This is a genomic window from Sinorhizobium sp. RAC02, from assembly GCF_001713395.1.
Lineage (GTDB): Bacteria > Pseudomonadota > Alphaproteobacteria > Rhizobiales > Rhizobiaceae > Shinella.
Genome location: NZ_CP016452.1, coordinates 606,390 through 624,371, shown reverse-complemented (window position 1 = coordinate 624,371; position 17,982 = coordinate 606,390). Strand labels below are relative to the sequence as shown.

18 protein-coding genes and 4 pseudogenes are annotated in these 17,982 nt (G+C 62.4%); 10 read left to right on the top strand and 12 right to left on the bottom strand.

Features of this window, described 5'->3' with window-relative positions:
* Positions 1 to 122: 122 nt before the first annotated feature.
* The 6 genes from BSY16_RS24020 to BSY16_RS23995 all read right to left on the bottom strand — a co-directional run bounded on the left by BSY16_RS24020 (position 123) and on the right by BSY16_RS23995 (position 6,604).
* Entirely contained in the window at positions 123 to 1,067 is a 945-nt protein-coding gene (locus tag BSY16_RS24020) for a LysR family transcriptional regulator (RefSeq protein WP_069062340.1), read from the bottom strand.
* Positions 1,068 to 1,356: 289 nt separating this feature from the next.
* Positions 1,357 to 2,514: an acetylornithine deacetylase gene (gene argE / locus BSY16_RS24015; RefSeq protein WP_069062339.1), complete on the bottom strand. Its 1,158-nt coding sequence runs from the start codon at positions 2,512 to 2,514 to the stop codon at positions 1,357 to 1,359.
* A 74-nt stretch (positions 2,515 to 2,588) separates the two neighbouring features.
* Complete coding sequence (locus tag BSY16_RS24010; RefSeq protein WP_069062338.1) at positions 2,589 to 3,266, bottom strand: DUF1028 domain-containing protein; 678 nt, start codon at positions 3,264 to 3,266, stop codon at positions 2,589 to 2,591.
* A gap of 11 nt (positions 3,267 to 3,277) precedes the next feature.
* Positions 3,278 to 3,697 (bottom strand): RidA family protein, encoded by a 420-nt coding sequence (locus tag BSY16_RS24005; RefSeq protein WP_069062337.1) that lies wholly within the window; start codon positions 3,695 to 3,697, stop codon positions 3,278 to 3,280.
* A gap of 89 nt (positions 3,698 to 3,786) precedes the next feature.
* A complete protein-coding gene (locus tag BSY16_RS24000; protein ID WP_069062336.1) occupies positions 3,787 to 5,307 on the bottom strand; it encodes a 4-hydroxyphenylacetate 3-hydroxylase family protein in 1,521 nt (506 codons plus the stop codon).
* A gap of 163 nt (positions 5,308 to 5,470) precedes the next feature.
* Complete coding sequence (locus BSY16_RS23995) at positions 5,471 to 6,604, bottom strand: branched-chain amino acid ABC transporter substrate-binding protein (protein WP_069062335.1); 1,134 nt, start codon at positions 6,602 to 6,604, stop codon at positions 5,471 to 5,473.
* A 265-nt stretch (positions 6,605 to 6,869) separates the two neighbouring features.
* Between BSY16_RS23995 and BSY16_RS23990 the strand changes: the two genes are divergently transcribed.
* The 7 genes and pseudogenes from BSY16_RS23990 to BSY16_RS31695 all read left to right on the top strand — a co-directional run.
* Positions 6,870 to 7,787: a branched-chain amino acid ABC transporter permease gene (locus BSY16_RS23990; protein ID WP_069062334.1), complete on the top strand. Its 918-nt coding sequence runs from the start codon at positions 6,870 to 6,872 to the stop codon at positions 7,785 to 7,787.
* 3 nt (positions 7,788 to 7,790) lie between these two features.
* Positions 7,791 to 8,981 (top strand): branched-chain amino acid ABC transporter permease, encoded by a 1,191-nt coding sequence (locus tag BSY16_RS23985; protein WP_069062333.1) that lies wholly within the window; start codon positions 7,791 to 7,793, stop codon positions 8,979 to 8,981.
* Positions 8,978 to 9,769, top strand: coding sequence for an ABC transporter ATP-binding protein (locus tag BSY16_RS23980; RefSeq protein ID WP_069062332.1), 792 nt, complete (start codon positions 8,978 to 8,980; stop codon positions 9,767 to 9,769). Before BSY16_RS23985 ends, BSY16_RS23980 begins: the two co-directional genes overlap by 4 nt.
* Positions 9,762 to 10,463 (top strand): ABC transporter ATP-binding protein, encoded by a 702-nt coding sequence (locus BSY16_RS23975; protein WP_069062331.1) that lies wholly within the window; start codon positions 9,762 to 9,764, stop codon positions 10,461 to 10,463. The genes BSY16_RS23980 and BSY16_RS23975 overlap by 8 nt, the downstream gene beginning before the upstream one ends.
* Positions 10,464 to 10,568: 105 nt before the next feature.
* Positions 10,569 to 11,960 carry an aspartate ammonia-lyase gene (locus BSY16_RS23970; protein WP_286157349.1) on the top strand — a complete coding sequence of 464 codons (1,392 nt, stop codon included), beginning with the start codon at positions 10,569 to 10,571 and terminating at the stop codon, positions 11,958 to 11,960.
* A 204-nt stretch (positions 11,961 to 12,164) separates the two neighbouring features.
* Positions 12,165 to 12,407 (top strand): J domain-containing protein, encoded by a 243-nt coding sequence (locus BSY16_RS32155; RefSeq protein ID WP_150130129.1) that lies wholly within the window; start codon positions 12,165 to 12,167, stop codon positions 12,405 to 12,407.
* 340 nt (positions 12,408 to 12,747) lie between these two features.
* Positions 12,748 to 13,077 (top strand): annotated as a pseudogene (locus BSY16_RS31695) (IS110 family transposase); the annotation flags it as partial.
* A gap of 846 nt (positions 13,078 to 13,923) precedes the next feature.
* Here the strand turns inward: BSY16_RS31695 and BSY16_RS23965 are convergent.
* Together BSY16_RS23965 and BSY16_RS23960 are read right to left on the bottom strand one after the other, a co-directional pair.
* Entirely contained in the window at positions 13,924 to 14,214 is a 291-nt protein-coding gene (locus BSY16_RS23965; RefSeq protein ID WP_069062329.1) for a type II toxin-antitoxin system RelE/ParE family toxin, read from the bottom strand.
* Positions 14,211 to 14,462 carry a type II toxin-antitoxin system ParD family antitoxin gene (locus tag BSY16_RS23960; protein ID WP_069062328.1) on the bottom strand — a complete coding sequence of 84 codons (252 nt, stop codon included), beginning with the start codon at positions 14,460 to 14,462 and terminating at the stop codon, positions 14,211 to 14,213. The genes BSY16_RS23965 and BSY16_RS23960 overlap by 4 nt, the downstream gene beginning before the upstream one ends.
* Before the next feature lie 580 nt (positions 14,463 to 15,042).
* On the opposite strand from BSY16_RS23960, the gene BSY16_RS23955 reads away from it, so the two are divergent.
* A complete protein-coding gene (locus tag BSY16_RS23955) occupies positions 15,043 to 15,285 on the top strand; it encodes a hypothetical protein (RefSeq protein ID WP_069062327.1) in 243 nt (80 codons plus the stop codon).
* Between the two features lie 15 nt (positions 15,286 to 15,300).
* Here the strand turns inward: BSY16_RS23955 and BSY16_RS31685 are convergent, their stop codons facing one another.
* Complete coding sequence (locus tag BSY16_RS31685; protein ID WP_171902479.1) at positions 15,301 to 15,594, bottom strand: sigma factor-like helix-turn-helix DNA-binding protein; 294 nt, start codon at positions 15,592 to 15,594, stop codon at positions 15,301 to 15,303.
* A 127-nt stretch (positions 15,595 to 15,721) separates the two neighbouring features.
* Between BSY16_RS31685 and BSY16_RS33310 the strand changes: the two are divergent.
* Positions 15,722 to 15,874: pseudogene (locus BSY16_RS33310) on the top strand (DUF6894 family protein); the annotation flags it as partial.
* On the opposite strand, the gene BSY16_RS32935 reads toward BSY16_RS33310, so the two are convergent.
* Entirely contained in the window at positions 15,854 to 15,985 is a 132-nt protein-coding gene (locus BSY16_RS32935) for a hypothetical protein (RefSeq protein WP_286157334.1), read from the bottom strand. The pseudogene BSY16_RS33310 and the gene BSY16_RS32935 sit on opposite strands and share 21 nt — an antisense overlap.
* A gap of 646 nt (positions 15,986 to 16,631) precedes the next feature.
* On the opposite strand from BSY16_RS32935, the pseudogene BSY16_RS31680 reads away from it, so the two are divergent.
* Positions 16,632 to 16,739, top strand: a pseudogene (locus BSY16_RS31680) (DUF2274 domain-containing protein); the annotation flags it as partial.
* Positions 16,740 to 16,756: 17 nt separating this feature from the next.
* Here BSY16_RS31680 and BSY16_RS32930 read toward each other — a convergent pair.
* Together BSY16_RS32930 and BSY16_RS32925 are read right to left on the bottom strand one after the other, a co-directional pair.
* Positions 16,757 to 17,776, bottom strand: a complete 1,020-nt coding sequence (locus BSY16_RS32930) for an EAL domain-containing protein (protein WP_069062326.1) — start codon at positions 17,774 to 17,776, stop codon at positions 16,757 to 16,759.
* 2 nt (positions 17,777 to 17,778) lie between these two features.
* Positions 17,779 to 17,964 (bottom strand): annotated as a pseudogene (locus tag BSY16_RS32925) (GntT/GntP/DsdX family permease); the annotation flags it as partial.
* Positions 17,965 to 17,982 lie beyond the last annotated feature (18 nt).

Here is a 17,982-nt window from a genome sequence, read left to right as displayed (position 1 = left end):
CCAACTGGTTGAATGACCGCCCGAAAGCGGAAGAACGCGTGCATTGTTCCAAGACGGAGGCTGAGGGAAAAGAAGGCTTTTCTGGCGTTTTGCCTCAATAAAAACTTGGGAAGGTCAACGTGTCAGGTCGCGCACGGCGGTTGCGGAACCGAAACCATGCCGGGCAGGCTGCCCTCCTGGATCAAATCGCGGCAGAGGTCCTCCAGGGCCTCCGCAACCCGCGAGCGCTTCAGTTCCTTGAGCGTGGCAAGGCCCAGCTTCATGGGCGGATAATCGTCCTGCAGTTCGACATAGGCGAGCGGATAGCCATTCTCCGCGCTCATGTTGCGCGGCCGCACCGTCATCATCGAGAAGCCGATACCGGCGCCGACATAGGAGCGGATGGCGGACGGAAGGCTGGTTTCGGCGACGACCCTCGGCGCAATGCCGGCGCGCTCGAATAGAGAGAGGAAATATTGCCGGGTGAGCGGCAGGTCGAGCAGGATGAACGGCTCTTGCTCCAGGTCGGTTAACTTCAACCGGGGCTTCTTGGCCAGCGGATGGTCGGCGGCAAGGAGGATATAGGTCGGCAGCTCGGCGAGCGGCACGAAGTTCATGTCGGCCGTCATGCTCAATTCATAGGTCAGCGCCACGTCGATGCGGGCGTTGCGCAGGCCTTCCAGCAGTTCCGCCTCGCTTCCCTCGGTAACATGCAGCTGCACCTCGGGGTAGCGCGCCACGAAGCTCTTCCACAGTTCGGGAACGATCAGCGGTGTGAAGGTGCGGAACGAGCCGAGATTGATCGGCCCGGCCACCACGCCCATGGCCGAGTTCACGACGTCGTAAAGGCCCTGCGTGGTGCGCAATGCCTCCTTCGCGGCGACGAGCAGCCGCTGGCCGGCGGGCGTCAGCGACAGGCCCTGCGCGTGATGGCGCACGAACAGCTGGGCGCCGAACTCGATTTCGAGATGCAGGATGGCCGCCGAAATCGACGGCTGCGAAATGTTCACCTGCTCGGCGGCACGCGTGACGCTCCCCGTCTCCGCGGCGGCGATGAAATAGCTCAGTTGACGAAGGGTGAAGCGCATGCGGTCTTCCTTCCAGCCGTACCCCAGTCGGAGGCCGACAGCGTTATGATGCCTGCGCAGTATCCCTTTCCACGGAGAGAGCGGCACATTCCGCCGCATGTACGGCGGAAATCCACATCTTTCGCGAAGGGCTTCGCCGCAGCGTAGAGCTTGCGGACACACTTCCTCTCATGCGGGCAGCGTCCGCCCTCTTCAGGGGTTCCGCCGCTGTTTTTTCACATGATCACGCCCGGTGCAAAAAACAAATCCGCATCTTCAAAAGCCCGGCTTCAGCCTTTCCTATGCCCCGTCACAGCCCGGCGGCAAGCGTTTGCACGAGCCGGTCCAGCATACTGTCGCAGGCCGCCAGCTGCTCGATCTCGATATATTCGTCCGGCTTGTGCCCCTGATCCATGTGCCCCGGACCGCAGACCACCGACGGAACGCCGAGCCGGCTGTCGAAGAGCCCTGCCTCCGTGCCGAAGGCGACCTTGCACACCGGACCGTCGTCCTCCAGTACGCGCCGAAGAAGCCGGACGATATCTGCATCTTCGCCGGTATCGAGGCCGGGATAGGCATTGACCTCCTCGATGGCGATCGCGGACTCGGGAAAACCCACCCGCAACGGCGCGACGATCGCCTCGGCCCCGTCGAAGATACGGGCGAGGATCGCTGCCGGGTCATCGGCGGCGACGTTGCGGATCTCGAAATCGATGTCGCAGCGGTTCGGCACGATGTTGAGGGCCTGGCCACCGCTCATGCGCCCGGCGTGGATGGTGCTGATGGCAACGTCATAGGCCGCGTCGCGGGCGCCGCTTTCGGCAAGTCGCCGCTGCTCGCGACGCAGCACACCCAGAAAATCCGCGCCGAGATGCAGGGCGTTCAGCGCCGTCGGCGCGAGGGCGGAGTGGGCAGAATGGCCGATACAGCAGGCCCTGAGGGCGAGCTTGCCCTTGTGGCCGGTCGCGATCCGCATGCCGGTGGGCTCGCCGACGATGCAGGCCATCGGGCGCGGCGTGCGGTCCGCCAGGCTCTCCAGCAGGTCGCGAACGCCGACACAGCCGATCTCTTCGTCATAGGAAAAGGCAAGGTGAAGCGGCGTCTGCAAATCGCGGCCGGCAGCACGCAGCGCAACTGCGATGGCGGCGGCGACGAACCCCTTCATATCGGTCGTGCCGCGCCCATAGACCCGGTCGCCGTAGATGGAAAGGCGGAAGGGATCGCGGGTCCAGGCCTGGCCCTCGACCGGCACGACATCCGTATGGCCGGACAGCACCACGCCACCGCGATCCCGGGGTCCGATGGTGGCGAAGAGGTTCGCCCGGGTGCCGTCAACGCTTGCGACGAGCATCGTCTCGATGCCTGCGCCATGAAGCAGGCCCTCCACGAAGTCGATGAGGTCCCGGTTGGATCTCCGGCTGAGGGTGGGAAAGGCGACCAGCCTTTCCAGTATGTGGAGCGTCTTCATAACGTCCTATCTGAAACAAAGCCCTCACCCGGCTTCTTGCCGGATAAGGGTCATGGACGAGGCGGTTGGACGCTTTACACATCGCCCGGCACGCCGTAGCTGGGCGCCTCGGACGGGTTGAGGGCGCGCGAGACATAGGCTTCCATCTCGCCCTTCCATCTGTCCCACAGCGTCGCCAGCTCGCCGATCGGATCCTCGTCGGCCCAGTCCACGCGCAGGTCGGCAATCGGCCAGGCCTGGTCGCGCACGAGGATCATCCCGACCGAATGGACAGGACCTTCCTCGCCGCCCGCCGCTTCGGCGGCACGCATGGCGGCCAACAGCCGGTCGCCGAGGCTCTGCCCGGCGGCCGCAGTGAAGGCCGCCACCATCGCTTCCGGCACGCCCGGATCGGACAGCAGGTTGCCGGCGGCAACCACGCCCGGCCCGGTCGCGACCCGGTGGGTACCGAGCGTCCGCGCCCCAGAGAAGGAGGCGGTGCGGCCCTCGGCGTCGACCAGTGCAAGCTGACGGTAGTCCAGGTGCGGCGCGTCACGCTTCAGCGCCTCGAGCGCTTCGCCTGCCGAAAGGCCGCCCGCCATCAGGTCGAGCCCCTTCGGGCCAAGCCGCGGATCGGTGATGTTCTGCGTCGCCACCGCACCCACGCCGGCCCGGGCATGGGCGCAGCGCGCGGCAACGCAGGGCGAGGAGGACGAAACGGCCACGCCGAACATGCCGGTCTCGGGGCAACGCGCGGAAATCGAGAAGGTCATCGCGCCCTCCGTCAGGCAGCGTCGGGAATGACGGCGGTCACTTCGATCTCGACCACCCATTCCGGCCGCGCGAGCGCCGGCACGACGAGGCCGGTCGAGCAGGGATGCACACCCTTCATCCACTTGCCCATTTCCTGGTAGACGGCCTCGCGGTAGCGGATGTCGGTCAGGTAGACGACAATGCGGCAGATATGCGCCATCTCGCTGCCGGCCTCCTCTAGCAGCATCTTGATGTTTTGCATCGTCTTGGCGGTCTGCTTGCCGGCATCGCCGACATGCAGGCACTCGCGGGTGTCGAGGTCCTGGCTGACCTGGCCGCGCAGGAAGACCGTGGTGCCGCGGGCGACGACGCCCTGGCTGAGGTCGTTGTCGAGGTTCTGCTCGGGATAGGTCTTCTTGGTGTTGAAGGGGCGGAGCCGTTTGTGAATCATGTCTCTCATTCCATTGCTTGAGCCGGTCGGCCCGGCCGTTGGGTGGTTCGGAAGCAAGGGGCAGCCCCGGAGAGAGCCGCCCCGGTCGATCATTCCGCTGCGGCGCGCTTGGTGTCCGCGGCAAACCAGCTCGAGATGGCGTTGTCTCCGGGCGTCAGCGTGCGCCCGGCCATCACGCGGTCCGACAGGCCGGCGGCTTCCTTGACGAAGGCGAGCGGGCCGTCCCAGTCGAAGTTGCGGTAGACGGCAGCGAGATGCGCGAACGGCGGGGACTGGGCGAAGAGCTGGAAGGTCAGCCGGTGGCCGGCATAGTCCGAGTTCAGCAGGTCGCGGGCAAAGGCCAGCAGCTTGCGGCGGTCGTCGGCGACCCATTCGTCGTTGATGCTGTAGTACTTGTCGAGCCACGGCTTGGTTTCCGGGTTCTCGAAGGACGCGGCATCCGGCGTCACGCAGATCTGGCCGCCGCACAGTTCGCGGGCGATGTGCATCATCTCGTGAAGCTGCGAGCAGGCGAGGACGCGGCCCGTATAGAGCAACGACTGGTTCGGCATCATCAGCCCGGCGGGCGAACGCTCGCCGAGCGCAATCGCCGCGGTCAGATGCGCATTGATGCCTTCACGGTAGACGGCGAGCTGGGCGAGCTTCTCCTGCACCGCCTGCTGCTTGTCGAGGCCCGTCTGGCGCGCGTTGAACAGCGCCGCGCCGATCATCATGTCGGCAACCTTGAGGTTGCGCTGGACGAAGGCGAAGGCGGAATAGCGGTGCAAAGTCGCGCGGATGAAGGATGCGGCCTTGGTATGACGATAGAAAAGAACGTTTTCCCACGGGATCAGCACGTCGTCGAAGATCACGATCGTGTCTACCTCGTCGAAGCCGTTGGCCAGCGGATAATCCTTCTTCGGCGCGCGACCGGCAAAGCCGGTGCGGCAGATGAAGCGCAGGTTCGGACTGCCCAGGTCGCAGATGAATCCGACAGCGTAGTCGCTCAGCGCATTGTTGCCCCAGTTAGCGATGGTCGGCTTGGTGAAGGCCTGGTTGGCATAGGCGGCGGCAGTCTCGTATTTCGCGCCCCGCACCACGATGCCGGCATCGGTCTCCTTCACGACATGCAGCAGCATGTCGGGGTCCTGGTCTTGCGGCGCCTTCGAGCGGTCGCCCTTCGGGTCGGTGTTGGCGGAGACGTGGAAGGGATCTTCCTTCAGCACCCGGTGAATGTGCGTTTCGATGTTCTTGGAGAACTGCGGGTCGACCTCGTTGAGGACGTCCTGCCCGTCGAAGAGGGACCACATTTCACCGACGGTCTCGTCGCCGACGCGGGTGACGACGCCACCCACATCGTTCAGCAAATGGTCGGTCGCGCGGCGCTTGGACCACCAGTCATCCTGCGTGTAGGGCAGCGCGCTGCCCAATGCGTTGCGCTCGCCGTCCTGCACGACGGTCATAATGTCGCGATGGGCTTCCTCATGCTGCATGTCGAAAATGCGAGCCCGGATATCCACGATCGGCTGGAACTGCGGATGGGTCGTGACATCGCTGACGCGCTCTCCGTTTATCCATACGCGCCGACCGTCGCGGATGGAGTCTTTGTATTGTTGACCTGTCCTGATCATCGGGGATCCTCTTGGTTTTCTTGGAAATTCGGGCTTTGCCGCCGAGCGGCTCGGGGCCCCGGTCTGGTGTTAGCAAGCCGCGGTACGGACCGAAAATATGGGTTTCCGTACCCATGCAGCAGTTTTTCCGATGCCGGATCGTCTCCGGCACCGGAGGGTTCCGTTACTCGGCGCGGGTTTCCCAAACGCCGTTGCGCACTTCCTTGATCTCGATTGCGACCGGGATCTGGGTCTGGCCGTTGGCGTCGAACGTCGTCTCGCCGAGCACGCCGTCGTACTTGATCGCGCGGATGGCCTTGGCCAGCGCTTCCTTGTCCTCGATGCCGGTTTCCTTGATGGCGGCGAGCAGGATGTTCGCCGAATCGAAGGCGTATTTCGTATAGGGGCTGGTTTCCTCGGCGAAGGCGCGCGCCTTGTAGTCGGCGGTCATCTTCTCCAGCTTCGCATTGGACTGGGCAGCCGGGTAGCTAACCATGGTGCCTTCGGCAGCGGCACCCGCGAGCGTCACGAATTCCGGATCGTAGAAGCCGGAAATGCCGATCATCGGAACCTTCAGCCCGATCTCCACCATCTGCTTGCGCAGGATGCCGGCTTCCGCGATGACGCCGCCGAAATAGACCGCATCCGGCGCCGCCTCGCGCAGCTTGGTGAGCGTGGTGCGGAAATCGACGGTACCGACTGGGAAGAGGTCCTTGCCGATGATCTCGCCGCCCGCCTCGGTGAAGAACGTCTCGAAGGCGGCCGTGTTGGCGGTGCCATAGTCGCTGGTGTCGGCGATGATGGCGATCTTCTTGGCGCCGAGCGTCTTCGCCACCCATTCCGCCAGCGGCTTGTTCTCCGTCACGAGCGTCGGTGTGACGCGGGTGATTTCCGGCAGGTTCTGCTCGGTGATCTTCGGGCTGATCGCGCCCCAGACGATCATCGGCACCTGGAAGCGGTTGAAGACCGGCATGGTCGCGAGCGCCACGGGGCTGTTCCAGTGGCCGGTCGCCGCGACGACCTCGGGATCGTTGACGAGCTTGAGCGCCGCCGCAACGCCGGTCTGCGGATCGGAGGCGTCGTCGAGCATCACCGCCTCCACGTCGTAGGGGTAGCCCGCGGCGTTCGCCTGTTCGATCGCCAGCAGGAAGCCGTTGCGCGCGCCCAGCCCTTGCTGCGCGTTGCCCCCGCTGACGGGGCCGATGAAGCCCAGCTTGATATGGGGCTTGTCCTGCGCCGCCGCCGGTATCGCGAACAGGGCTGCGGACAGCATCAAGCCGGTCACGAGCGTGCGCCGGCGCAAAGTGAGTTCGTTCATTCGTTCACCCTCTTGTTGCTATTTCGGCCGGGCGGTCCGGGAGCATGTCCCGACGTCGTGGTTGCCTCGGCCATGTCTGAAAGCTGCGGGATGAGGGCTCCGTCAGAAAGTCGTAATTTCTGATGGCCTGGATCAGAAAACCCTTCCCAGCGGGGACGAGCTTTCCCTTGCACCAGCCGGGATGACGCCAATAATCCCCCCGGCACGGCACCGGGTCTCGAGGAAGGCTCGAAAGGCCGTTGCCCAAAAATGAGGGAGAACTTCAATGGACGCTCTGGTTGCGCAGCATTTGCTCAACTGGCTGGTGCTCGCCAGCATATACACCCTACTTGCGCTCGGCTTCAGCCTGCTCTTCGGCGTTCTGGACGTCATTCATTTCTCCCACGGCGACGTCGCCATGGTGGCGCCGTTCGTGGCGCTCCTTGCCGTGCAAACGGTGGCGACGATCGCAGCGCCGATGGGCGCGCCGGCAGCACTCGTGCTGGCGATCCTCGTTTCGATGGTGGCGATCGGCCTCTTGGGCGTGTTGCTGGATTGGCTGGTGATCCGGCGCTTCCGCAATGCTCCGGCCATGATGGCGCTGGTGGCGACCGTCGCGCTCGGCACCGTCATTCGCGAAATGATCCGCACCTTCTATCCGCAGGGATCGAACCCCAAGCCCTTCCCGGCAATCGCGTCGGGCTCGTTCACCATCGGCGATTTCGTGCTTCCGACCTTCAGTCTGATCGTGATCGCCGTCAGCATCGCCATGGTCGTCGCGCTCTTCGCCCTTCTCACCCACACTTCGGTGGGCACGCGGATCCGCGCTGTCGCCGAGGACCGCAACATTGCCCGGCTGATGGCCATCCGGCCGAACCGGATCTTCGCCATCACCTTCTTCATCGCCTCAGCGGTGGGGGCCATCGGCGCCGTGTTCTTTGTCAGCCATGCCGGCGTGGTGCGCTTCGACTTCGGCGTCCAGCTCGGCCTGATCGGCTTTTCCGCGGCGGTCATCGGCGGCCTGGGCTCGATGCAGGGCGCCATCTTGGGCAGCCTGCTGATTGCGGGCGTGGACGTGCTCGTACAGATCCTCGTGCCCGACGGGGCGTCCTACCGGCTCGTCTTCATGTTCGTGCTGACCATCCTCGTCCTCGTGCTCAAACCCTCCGGTTTGTTGGGCAAACCCGTCTTCGAGAAAGTCTGATCCATGTCGCAAACCGAAATTGACAACGAGGTTCTGGCGGTCCGCCCGGCAGCCGCAACGAATGCTGCGATCGTCACGGCGGTCGAAATCGGCGGCGCCGCGCTGCTGGGCGCTTTCCTGCTCACGGAAATGACGGCGGTCACCGTTTTGCTGCTGGCGCTGATGGGCGCGATCTTTGCACTCCTACAGCTGCGCCCGCAGGTGGAGGAGCGCATCGTGGCCGCATTCCGCGAACAGCGCCACCTTGCCATCGCGCTCGGTGCGCTGCTCGTCCTTGCCTATCCCTTCTTCATGCAAGGCAGCAGCTATGTGCTGCATCTGCTCATCGTGGCGCAGCTCTACGCCGTCCTCGCGCTGGCGCTGAACTTCCAGCTCGGCAGCGCCAACATCCCCAACTTCGCCACCGGCGCCTCCTATGGGATCGGCGCCTATACCTCGGCACTATTGGCGATCCACTTCGGTATCTCCTTCTGGTGGACCCTGCCCGCCTCCGCCGTGGTCGCCACCCTGTTCGGCTTTCTGCTCGGCTTTCCCTCGATGCGCACCAAGGACAGCTATCTGGCACTCGTCACAATCGCCTTCGCCATCGTCGTGCATCAGTTGCTGAACAACTTCAGCTGGACGGGCGGTGCCAACGGCCTCGTCGGCATCCCGGCGCCGACCCTGTTTGGTCATTCCTTCGCCCGGCCCATCGAGATCCTGGGCTTGCGCCTGCCGAGCCAGGCCAACTTCTATTATCTCTCGGCAGCACTGGTGGGCGTGTCGATCATCGCCGCCAAACGCCTGCACGACAGCCGCGTCGGCCTTGCCTGGAATGCGCTGCGCGCCGATCCGCTGGCAGCACGCTGCCAGGGCATCGACATCGTGCGCTACAAGATGCTGGCCTTCGGCGTCGATGCGTTCCTCGCCGCCTTCGCCGGCACGATCTACGCCTTCTATGTTAGCTACATTTCGCCCGACAACTTCACCTTCCTCGTCTCGGTGACGATCATGACGATGGTGATCGTCGGCGGCATGGACAACACGCTCGGCGTCATCATCGGCGCCTTCCTCCTGACGATCCTGCCGGAGAAGCTGCGCATCTTCTCGGATTACCGGCTACTCTTCGTCGGTATCATCGTCATCCTCTTCCTCATCTTGCGCCCGCAGGGTCTCTTCCCACAGCGCGCGCGCAACTACGGAGCCCATCAATGAAAAGACCGCTTCTGGAGGTTCGCGACCTGTCGATCCGTTTCGGCGGCCTCGTCGCGGTCGCGGAGGTCGACCTCACACTCAACGCATCCGAAATCGTCTGCATGATCGGCCCGAACGGCGCCGGCAAGTCTACGCTGCTCAACCTGATCTCGGGCATCTACCGCCCGACCCAGGGCAACGTGACACTGGACGGGCAGAACATAACTGGCTGGCCCGCCCACCGCATCGCGGCGGCGGGGATCGCCCGCACCTTCCAGTCGAGCCGGCTCTTCAACGACTTGACGCTGCTCGACAACGTGCTGATCGGCATGCATACGCGCACCAGCGCCGGGGTGCTGCAGGCCCTGCTGCTTCCCGGCAAGGCGCGTGCGGAACTGGAGGCCGCCGCCGGGCGGGCGGGCGAGCTGATCCGCTCCATCGCCCCGCATCTCTACTCCAAGCGCCACACCCTGGCCGGCGCCCTGCCGCAGGCCGACCGGCGGCGGCTGGAAATCGCCCGCGCACTCGCCTCCGAACCGAAGGTCATCATGCTCGACGAGCCCTCCTCCGGCATGGACGACCGCGACACCGATGCGCTGATCGCGGACGTGCGCCGAGTGATGGCCGAGCGGCCGGGCCTGTCGTTCCTGATCATCGAGCACGACATGCGGCTGGTCGCCACCCTGCCGGACCGGGTCGCCGTGATCGACTACGGACGCAAGATCGCCGACGGCGATTTCAGCGAGGTGCGGCTCATGCCGCGCGTACAGGAAGCCTATCTTGGACAAAAGGCCGCCACCCATGCTTGAGATGAATTCCGTAAGCACCAGCTACGGCCCCGTGCCGATGCTGCGCGACGTGTCCCTCACTGTCGGCCCGGGCGAAATGGTCTGCCTGCTTGGCCCCAACGGTGCGGGCAAGAGCACCACGTTCAACGCCATCTGCGGCCTGTTGCGCAGCGATGCGGGCAGCATCCGCATTGCCGGCAAGGACGTGAAGGAGAGCGGGACGGAGCGGCTTGCGAGCCTCGGCGCCGGCTTCGTGCCGGAAGGCCGACGCCTTTTCCCAACGCTGACCGTGCGCGAGAACCTGCGGCTCGCCTTCGACGCCGCCCGCAATCCCGCGCTCGATTTCAGGGCACAGATCGACCACATGGCCGATCTCTTCCCACGCATCCGCGAGCGGCTGGGCCAGAAGGCCGGCACCATGTCCGGCGGCGAGCAGGCTATGGTGGCGCTTGCGCGCGCGCTGATCGGGGATCCGGCGCTCGTGGTGATGGACGAACCCTCGCTCGGCCTGTCACCCAAGCTGATCGACGAATACTTCCAGATCGTTGCCCGCATCCGCAACGGGGGCAAGGCCGTGCTGCTGATCGAGCAGAACGCCGAGACGGCCCTCTCGATCGCCGAGCGCGGCTATCTTCTGATCCGCGGACAGATCGTCCTCAGCGGACAAAGCAGCGACCTGCTGAAGGACGACACGATCCGCCATCTCTACCTCTAGCCATCCAGCAGGCGGCCCGCGAAACGCGGGCCGCGCGGCATGTCTTTCATTCTTTCCAGATGGGATCTTCCCTTGACAGCGACGACGCAGCCAGAGCGCATTGAAATGGACCCGCTCGGTCCGGTGGCGATACCGGCGGATGCCTACTACGGGCCGCAAACCGCCCGAGGCATCGCCAACTTTCCTATTTCAGGCATCCGGATAAACCACTTTCCCTATTTTATCCGGTCGCTTGCCTACGTAAAATTGGCCGCCGCCCGGGCGAACGTTCGGCTCGGCGATCTCGACCCGGCAAAGGGTGAAGTGATCCGGCAGGTCTGCGAGGAGATCATCGCCGGTCGGCATCACGACGCCTTTCCCCTCGATGTCTTCCAGGGCGGGGCCGGCACCTCGACGAACATGAACATCAACGAGGTCATCGCCAATCGCGGCCTGGAGATCCTCGGCCTGCCGCGCGGCGCCTATGCGGCGCTGCACCCCAACGACGATGTAAACCTCGCCCAGTCGACCAACGACGTCTACCCGACCGCCATTCGCCTCGCCATCATGTTCGCTCACGAACAGCTTGGCCAGGCGCTGGCGCTTCTCGCGGCGGAATTCGAGGCGAAGGCGGCCAGTTTCGCCGACATCCTCAAGCTCGGCCGCACGCAGTTGCAGGACGCGGTGCCCATGACGCTGGGACAGGAGTTCGGCGCCTTCGCCATCACCCTGCGCGAAGACGTGGTGCGGTTGCAGGAAATCGTCTCGCTGTTCCGGGAGGTCAATCTCGGTGGAACCGCGATCGGGACCGGGATCAACACCAGCGCGGACTACCAGGCGGCGGCCGTCGACGAACTTCGCAAGGTCACGGGCCTGCCGGTCGTTGCCGCCAGCAACCTGATCGAGGCGTGCTGGGATACGGGTGCCTTCGTCCTCTTCTCCAGCATGCTGAAGAGAACGGCTACGAAACTGTCGAAGATCTGCAACGACCTGCGTCTACTTTCCAGCGGCCCGCGGGGCGGGTTCAACGAGATCAACCTGCCTGCCTTGCAGCCCGGTTCGTCGATCATGCCCGGCAAGGTCAACCCGGTGGTGCCGGAAGTGGTGAACCAGGTGGCCTTCCAGATCATCGGTTACGACCTGACGATCACGCTCGCCTCCGAGGCAGGGCAATTGCAGCTCAACGTGATGGAGCCGGTCATCGCTTACAATGCGCTGCATTCCATCGAACTGCTCACGAACGCGATCGACACGTTGCGCCTTCGATGCGTGGCCGGCATCACGGCCAATCCCGAAACCTGTCGCAAGCATCTCGAGGCCAGCACGGCGATCGCCACCGCGCTCGCGCCGGCGATCGGCTACGAGCGCGCGTCCGATCTCGCCAAGCAGGTGCTGGCGAGCGGCCTGACGATCCGGGACATCCTTGCCCAGCAAGTCGACCTGCCGCAGGACCTGATTGCACAGACCACCGATCTGCACCTGCTGGTGCGGCCGGCCCCCTCCAGACTGGCCTCCTGAACCGGTACCATTCCCATCCCCGCAGGGCGCTGCCAGTCCCCTGCAAACTGCCCGGCGCTCGCAAGACCGTCGGGCTTTTTTTGCGGGTGAGGCCGGGCATCCCTAGGCCGCAGATCGAAATTTCTGATCCTCTGGATCAGCAAATCATCGTTTTCATTCCTGCACGACACCCTATCGTTGCCCTGATGATTTCGAGGTGACAGCGTGACTCTTTACGAAGTCCTCAGGGTAACACCCGACAGTACATCCACCGATATTGAGGTGGCCTACGCAAAGCGGCGAGGAACATCCCATACAGGATTTCTCGGCAAACTGGTGCTTGCTCTCAAGTTATACGCGGACGTCGACTACGCCTACTCGATCCTCTCCAATCAAATGACGCGTCAGCACTACGACAGGTCTCCAGATGATTTCTTGGAGTTCTATCCGGTGGCGATTGTAATCTAGCGAGGCTTGACCATGATCGGCATTCGAAAATCCGACGAACCGCTTCTCGACGCAGCCGCAAGCGCAGCACGCGCCGACCGGAGTGCCCTTCGGGCCGCGATCAGGCAGTCCGACGCACTGGCGGCGCGAAGCGGTCCGCGCGTCTTGGCCAGGTTCATCGGATCGGTGCGGGCATTCTTTCTCCGCTACGGGACGAGGCGGACGCCTTGAACATGGGGTAATCGCGGACGCTTCCCCTAACGACATTGCCTTAGCAATATCTGACATGGGTAGTTGCCCCCGGTAAGATGAATACGGGCTCACGATTGGAACCGGGCCCAGCATCAAATGGGAGGCAACCATGGACCAACATATCGGGCTTGATGTTTCGTTGAAAGATACTGCGGTCTCCATCCGAGAGGATAGGAAGCGGATCTGGCGAGGCAAATGCCCCTCTGATCCGAAAGCATTGTCGCAGATCATCCGCAAACATGCTCCGCACGCAAAGCTGGTTGTCTTTGAGACAGGCCCGCTGTCGACTTGGTTCTATCCCGCGCTGACAGCCGAAGGAATTCCCGCGATTTGCATCGAAGCACGTCATGCGCAAAAGGTTTTGAATGAGACCCTCAATAAGACTGATGCCAATGATGCGGATGGTCTAGCGCAGTTGGCCGAAGCCGGATTTTACCGGCTTCCTCTACCCGATCAGCACCTTCACCCCGGCGATTGGCGTCGGCATCATCTCGACTGCCATCTTGGCAGTCGCCCTCGCCGCGCTCTACGGCTATGACCTCAAGGGCCGGGCGCGATCGGTCTATGTGATCACCGCGACGGCCGGGCTCTACCTCAACCTGTTCGTGCGCCAATCCGGCCGATGCCAATTCGCTGACGACGAAGGGCACGGCCTATTACCGGCATCTGAAGCGCGACATTATCGAGAAATACCCGAACGAAGCGGACATCCCCCGATCGGATCGTATACGCGAACGATCTCTGCCGCGCCAACCAAGACGCGCCCGCCAAGGCCGAAGCGCTTGGCTGGCGAGAGCCGAAAGTGAATTTGAAGTTGTTGCCGACTTGAGAGGGCAGAATTTTGAAGATGCACATTGGAAGAGTTGTTCAACGATTGCTGGCGGTGATACTGGCGATCTCGATGGTGTTCGCAAATACGGCGAGCTCTTTTGCCGCCCCGCCGGTCGGTTCGTATATCAAATCATCAGCCGTTCAATCGAGGTCGTTGCGACTCGCTTCATCTCCCCCGACGCCATGGATCCAACCATTCCAAGTGTTGGCACCAACCGCTACGCCCACGCGGAAAACGACCCAATCAACAAAAGTGATCCAAGCGGTCACATTGCGATCCTTGCTCCTGTGATTGGTTGGGCCGGCGCCGGAGGGGGCTGCCAAGGCCTAGTTGGTTCAATTGTGGGGATTGCAACGGGAACCGCTATCGGTGTCGCTCTTTTTGGAGGTCCACCAGCGAATGAGGAGGCGACGCCGGAAGATTTGCTTGGCGCGAATGTGAAAGGTCCGCGCTCTAGGACAGCAGCGTTTGCCAGTCCTGTCGCCCATGGAGAACGCGCACGATGAGAACGCCCTCGTCCTGCACGACGTAGGCAATCATGTGTGATCCATAGGGATGAAGATGTGTCGGCGGATTAAGTTCTGTGCGCTCGCGCGCGATGTAGGGATTGTCGGCCAGAAGCTCGAACGCTGAAAACAGACCTTCAATGTAACGCTCGGCCTGTGCAACGCCAAAATCTCTGACGCCGTGCCCATAGAGGTCGATGATGTCCTGATCCGCTAAACGGGTTGTGCGGTACTTCATGCGCCCCGCACAATGGCTGCTTGCTTACGGGCGGCTTCCAGTATGTCCGACTTTGAGCGTGTGCTTACGCCGCTCTCCAAGCCCTCGGTGACAAGCCGTTGCAGTTCGGCGATCTTGTCTGCCCGGTCCTGATCGCGGCGTATGAGGTCGCGCACGTAGTCGCTTGCATTACTATATCTGCCGGTGCGAGCCTGCGCCTCAACCCAGTCTTTCATCGGATCAGGCAGTGACACGTTCATTGTAGCCATAGGGCACCTCCATACGACTAAAATGGCATAGTTTGCCAAAAATTGCCATTAAATTGTTGATCTACGGTATTGCTCCTGAATGGGAAACCAGCCTGCCTTCCAGGCTGGTCTTCACATAACCGCTGATCGCCTCGACGGCGAACGTGTCCGGGGTGAGGCAGGGCACCAGTTCGGCATCCAACGCCATGAAGCTGCGATAGATCAACAACTGAGTGTAGGTGCGTGCCGCTGTGGCGCGGTGTTAGGCTAGAACTGCGATTGAAATCGCACCTGGGAGCGCCATATATCGATAGCTTGCCGCGACGCAGGCCGGGAGCTGCGGAGCGGTAAGCACATCTCGCCGAGCGGCTTCTGTTATGAATACCCGGGCGCCTCAAGTCCCGTCCGGGATTAGGGAGACTGCTGAGACCCCCTCAGTGGTCTCCCGCCTCACCTACTTCTGTAGCGCTGCATGCTTCTCCAGCGAGTCCCGCCACTCATTTGCTCAAAGTCCACGAGGCGCCCGCAAACGGCCCAGCAGATCTGGTTGCAGCGCGCGGAAACTCCCGTATTGTGACGCCCTCGAATCAGAGGGTGGAACATGACATCGTTTGGACAGGGGAGCGGTGTTTATGAGCCGCAAGATCTCGCCGCCATGAAGGTGTTGTTTGACGAAATTACATCTGAGCCGTGGTTCAGTGGCGATCCGAAAGCTAAGAAGTCCTTCGCAAAGTACCTACTCGAAAACTATCCGGACGGGTCTTACGATCCAGCGAAGCACCGATCGGCTATTGAGGATGCCGCGCGCAAATATTTTTCCGATTGGCCACCCGGAAGGATTTAGCCAGCGTCGAGAATTTCACTGTGGTGGCGATAGCTCCGTCACGAGCTTCTCCCGTGCACGGTTGTATCGACTTTCAACGGTTCCGATATTGCATCCGGCTCGCTGCCCTGCATTTTCGTAGGAAATGCCATCAAGGAGAATGGCTAAACCGATTTGCCGTTGGTTCGGGCCGAGATGGCCGATCGCGCGTCCTTGCACATGCCATTCCTGGATGGCCGGCGAAATTGCCATAGTCGAGCAGCAGTCCAACAGCACCGGAGAAGAGTAAGGTGGCAAAAAATTCATCTCGCCCGGATTTTGATAACTCATTCGACCCTCCATCAGAACGCGATTCAATGCGACGTTCCAAGAAGGGTTCCCAAGTTGCGCTGGATTCCGTGAGGCGCCCTTACGGGAACAATCGGTAAATCTCATTCATGTCCGGCGGAGGTCCCGGATGCCAAAATACTACTTTCACATTCGCAATGGCAAAGAGCTCGAGGTCGACGACGTAGGTACCGATTTTGCGAGCCTGGAAGTTGCAGTGAGCGACGCAAAACTGGCTGCTAGGGAAATGATTTCAGAGCTTTTAATGGCCGGTGAAATCCTGGACGGTCAGCAGTTCGAGATCATGGACAATCGAGGTGAGGTTGTCGCGAAAGTGCCATTTCAATCGGTTCTTCGACTTCACAAGGTCCGCCCCCATGGGGCAGGTGCTCATCGAGGCGGATTATCCGGCCGTGGCCGGCTTATGTTGAGCAAATCGCGAGGCTCACGGGCGGGCTTTTTCGTGAACCGTACCGGATTGGCAGAATCAGACCTTCCCGCTGGCCGGCAAACGGCTAAGCTAAGGCCGAGGCCTCTCTGGCTCTCCCGCGATACTGAGCCAAGGGTATCGCCTTCTTGCCCCGCCATCGTGCGGGGCTTTTTTAGGTCTGAATCGTACCAAGCCGAGCCAGGCCGCAAAATCTCGTCCCCTTCGGAAGGTCACCATGGTGGGGGCGAAAGCCTCCACTGCGCACGCTCATGAAATCCTGCTCCAAAAAAAACTCGACGAGCGCGACGCTCGCAGACCTCGTCGATGCCGCCAGGATGAACAACGGACTGAATGGCAGCGAGCAGATCGCATCCTTTGGCCCTGCCGTGGAACTGGGACCGCGAGCCGCTCTCTCGCTCGCGATGGTCCTCCCATGAGCTCCTGACGAATGCTGCAAAATACGGGACTTTGTCGAATGGCAATGGGCGGGTCGACATCCCATGGAGCATCGAACGCCGCGATAACGCCGAGGTAGTCGTGATTTCCTCGCGGCCGGAGGCCCATCTGTTCCGGAACACACCTGCGAGCGCACGGGCTTCGGCTCGCGTTTCTGCTGGCCGAAGACGGCGCGCCGGTTGAGCCCGCTAAACTGAGCATACCGATGCTGGAGCGCTTCGTTGCCACCGATCGCGGGTTCGCGAAAGCCAAGCGCCGGTAATCATCGCCGACGCCGCATCATGTTGGGCCGTTGCCGGACCTGCTCTGGTAGAACATTTGAAATTGCTCGGCAGGCAGCGCCTTCGCATAGAGCCATCCTTGCCCGAACTGGACATTGGCATTCTTGAGGTAGGCTTCCTGTTCGGGTGTCTCGACGCCTTCGGCGATCATGGCGAGTTTCAGTTCATGCGCCATCGCGATGATATGAGATGTCACGACGCTTCGCGCGGCATCATGACCGATCACATCGACGAAGGACTTGTCGATCTTCAACGCATCGAGCGGCAACCCTTCAAGCCGCGACAGGCTGGAGTAGCCAGTCCCGAAGTCATCGATCGCGACGCGATACCCGGCTGCCCGTGCCGTCTCAACCGCGTGTGTTGCTGTGGGGCCATTCATGAAGCCGCTCTCCGTCACCTCGATCCAGATCTGGGACGGATCGATCCCGGCTTTTGCAACGGCTGCAGCCAAGACCGGCAGGAAACGCCCGCTTTCCATGTCGCGGGCCGGAATGTTGACGGAGATATGCAAATCCGCACTGCCGCGGAGCAGAGAGCTCATTTCGGTCGTAACAATTTCGATCACCAGATCGGTCAATGGCGAGATCAGGCCGCTCGCCTCCGCCAGAGGGATGAACTGGTCAGGCGGCACCATGCGACCGCTTCTCTGTCGCCAGCGCACGAGTGCTTCGGCGGCGATGCATCGCCCCGTCGCGAGTTCAATGATCGGTTGGTACTGAACGACGAATTCGCGATTTCGGACTGCCTGCTCCAAGGTCTTTTCAGGAGAGAGTTGCAACCTCGAAATCCAGATGATGATCCCGATGAGGGCGAGCGAAATGGCCACGCTAACGGGCAGGATATAGCGCCAGTCGACCGCGGCGGCATTTCCCGCCTGCTCCTTGTCGATCAGAGCGAAAGCAACCAGTCCCGCCGTGGGGCGGGCGGCAAAGACATAGCGTGTATCCGTTCCGAAATGTTGACCGGATATGAGCGCCTGGACTGCTTGCGGATCAGCGGGGCCGGTAAGTTCAAGCACATGCGGCCGACCAGCCTGAAGCCGGCATCGTTCACATGGCTTAGCACGGTTGCGCCGCAGACAATGGCGATGATGAGGAAGTACAGATCGAAGGAACTCCGCCCGGTCGTCGCGGCGACGGCGGGCGCGAGCAGGCCTGCCATCGTGGTCGGCGCCACGCTGGCCGAGCCCTGCGCCACGCACAGCGCGAATGGGTTCAGCGGACC

Bases quoted from the DNA above. Each gene is read 5' to 3' on its own strand.
- BSY16_RS24020 (WP_069062340.1), bottom strand. From the start codon at position 1,067: ATGCGCTTCACCCTTCGTCAACTGAGCTATTTCATCGCCGCCGCGGAG.
- argE (WP_069062339.1), bottom strand. From the start codon at position 2,514: ATGAAGACGCTCCACATACTGGAAAGGCTGGTCGCCTTTCCCACCCTC.
- BSY16_RS24010 (WP_069062338.1), bottom strand. From the start codon at position 3,266: ATGACCTTCTCGATTTCCGCGCGTTGCCCCGAGACCGGCATGTTCGGC.
- BSY16_RS24005 (WP_069062337.1), bottom strand. From the start codon at position 3,697: ATGATTCACAAACGGCTCCGCCCCTTCAACACCAAGAAGACCTATCCC.
- BSY16_RS24000 (WP_069062336.1), bottom strand. From the start codon at position 5,307: ATGATCAGGACAGGTCAACAATACAAAGACTCCATCCGCGACGGTCGG.
- BSY16_RS23995 (WP_069062335.1), bottom strand. From the start codon at position 6,604: ATGAACGAACTCACTTTGCGCCGGCGCACGCTCGTGACCGGCTTGATG.
- BSY16_RS23990 (WP_069062334.1), top strand. From the start codon at position 6,870: ATGGACGCTCTGGTTGCGCAGCATTTGCTCAACTGGCTGGTGCTCGCC.
- BSY16_RS23985 (WP_069062333.1), top strand. From the start codon at position 7,791: ATGTCGCAAACCGAAATTGACAACGAGGTTCTGGCGGTCCGCCCGGCA.
- BSY16_RS23980 (WP_069062332.1), top strand. From the start codon at position 8,978: ATGAAAAGACCGCTTCTGGAGGTTCGCGACCTGTCGATCCGTTTCGGC.
- BSY16_RS23975 (WP_069062331.1), top strand. From the start codon at position 9,762: ATGCTTGAGATGAATTCCGTAAGCACCAGCTACGGCCCCGTGCCGATG.
- BSY16_RS23970 (WP_286157349.1), top strand. From the start codon at position 10,569: ATGGACCCGCTCGGTCCGGTGGCGATACCGGCGGATGCCTACTACGGG.
- BSY16_RS23965 (WP_069062329.1), bottom strand. From the start codon at position 14,214: ATGAAGTACCGCACAACCCGTTTAGCGGATCAGGACATCATCGACCTC.
- BSY16_RS23960 (WP_069062328.1), bottom strand. From the start codon at position 14,462: ATGGCTACAATGAACGTGTCACTGCCTGATCCGATGAAAGACTGGGTT.
- BSY16_RS23955 (WP_069062327.1), top strand. From the start codon at position 15,043: ATGACATCGTTTGGACAGGGGAGCGGTGTTTATGAGCCGCAAGATCTC.
- BSY16_RS31685 (WP_171902479.1), bottom strand. From the start codon at position 15,594: ATGAGTTATCAAAATCCGGGCGAGATGAATTTTTTGCCACCTTACTCT.
- BSY16_RS32935 (WP_286157334.1), bottom strand. From the start codon at position 15,985: ATGAGCACCTGCCCCATGGGGGCGGACCTTGTGAAGTCGAAGAACCGA.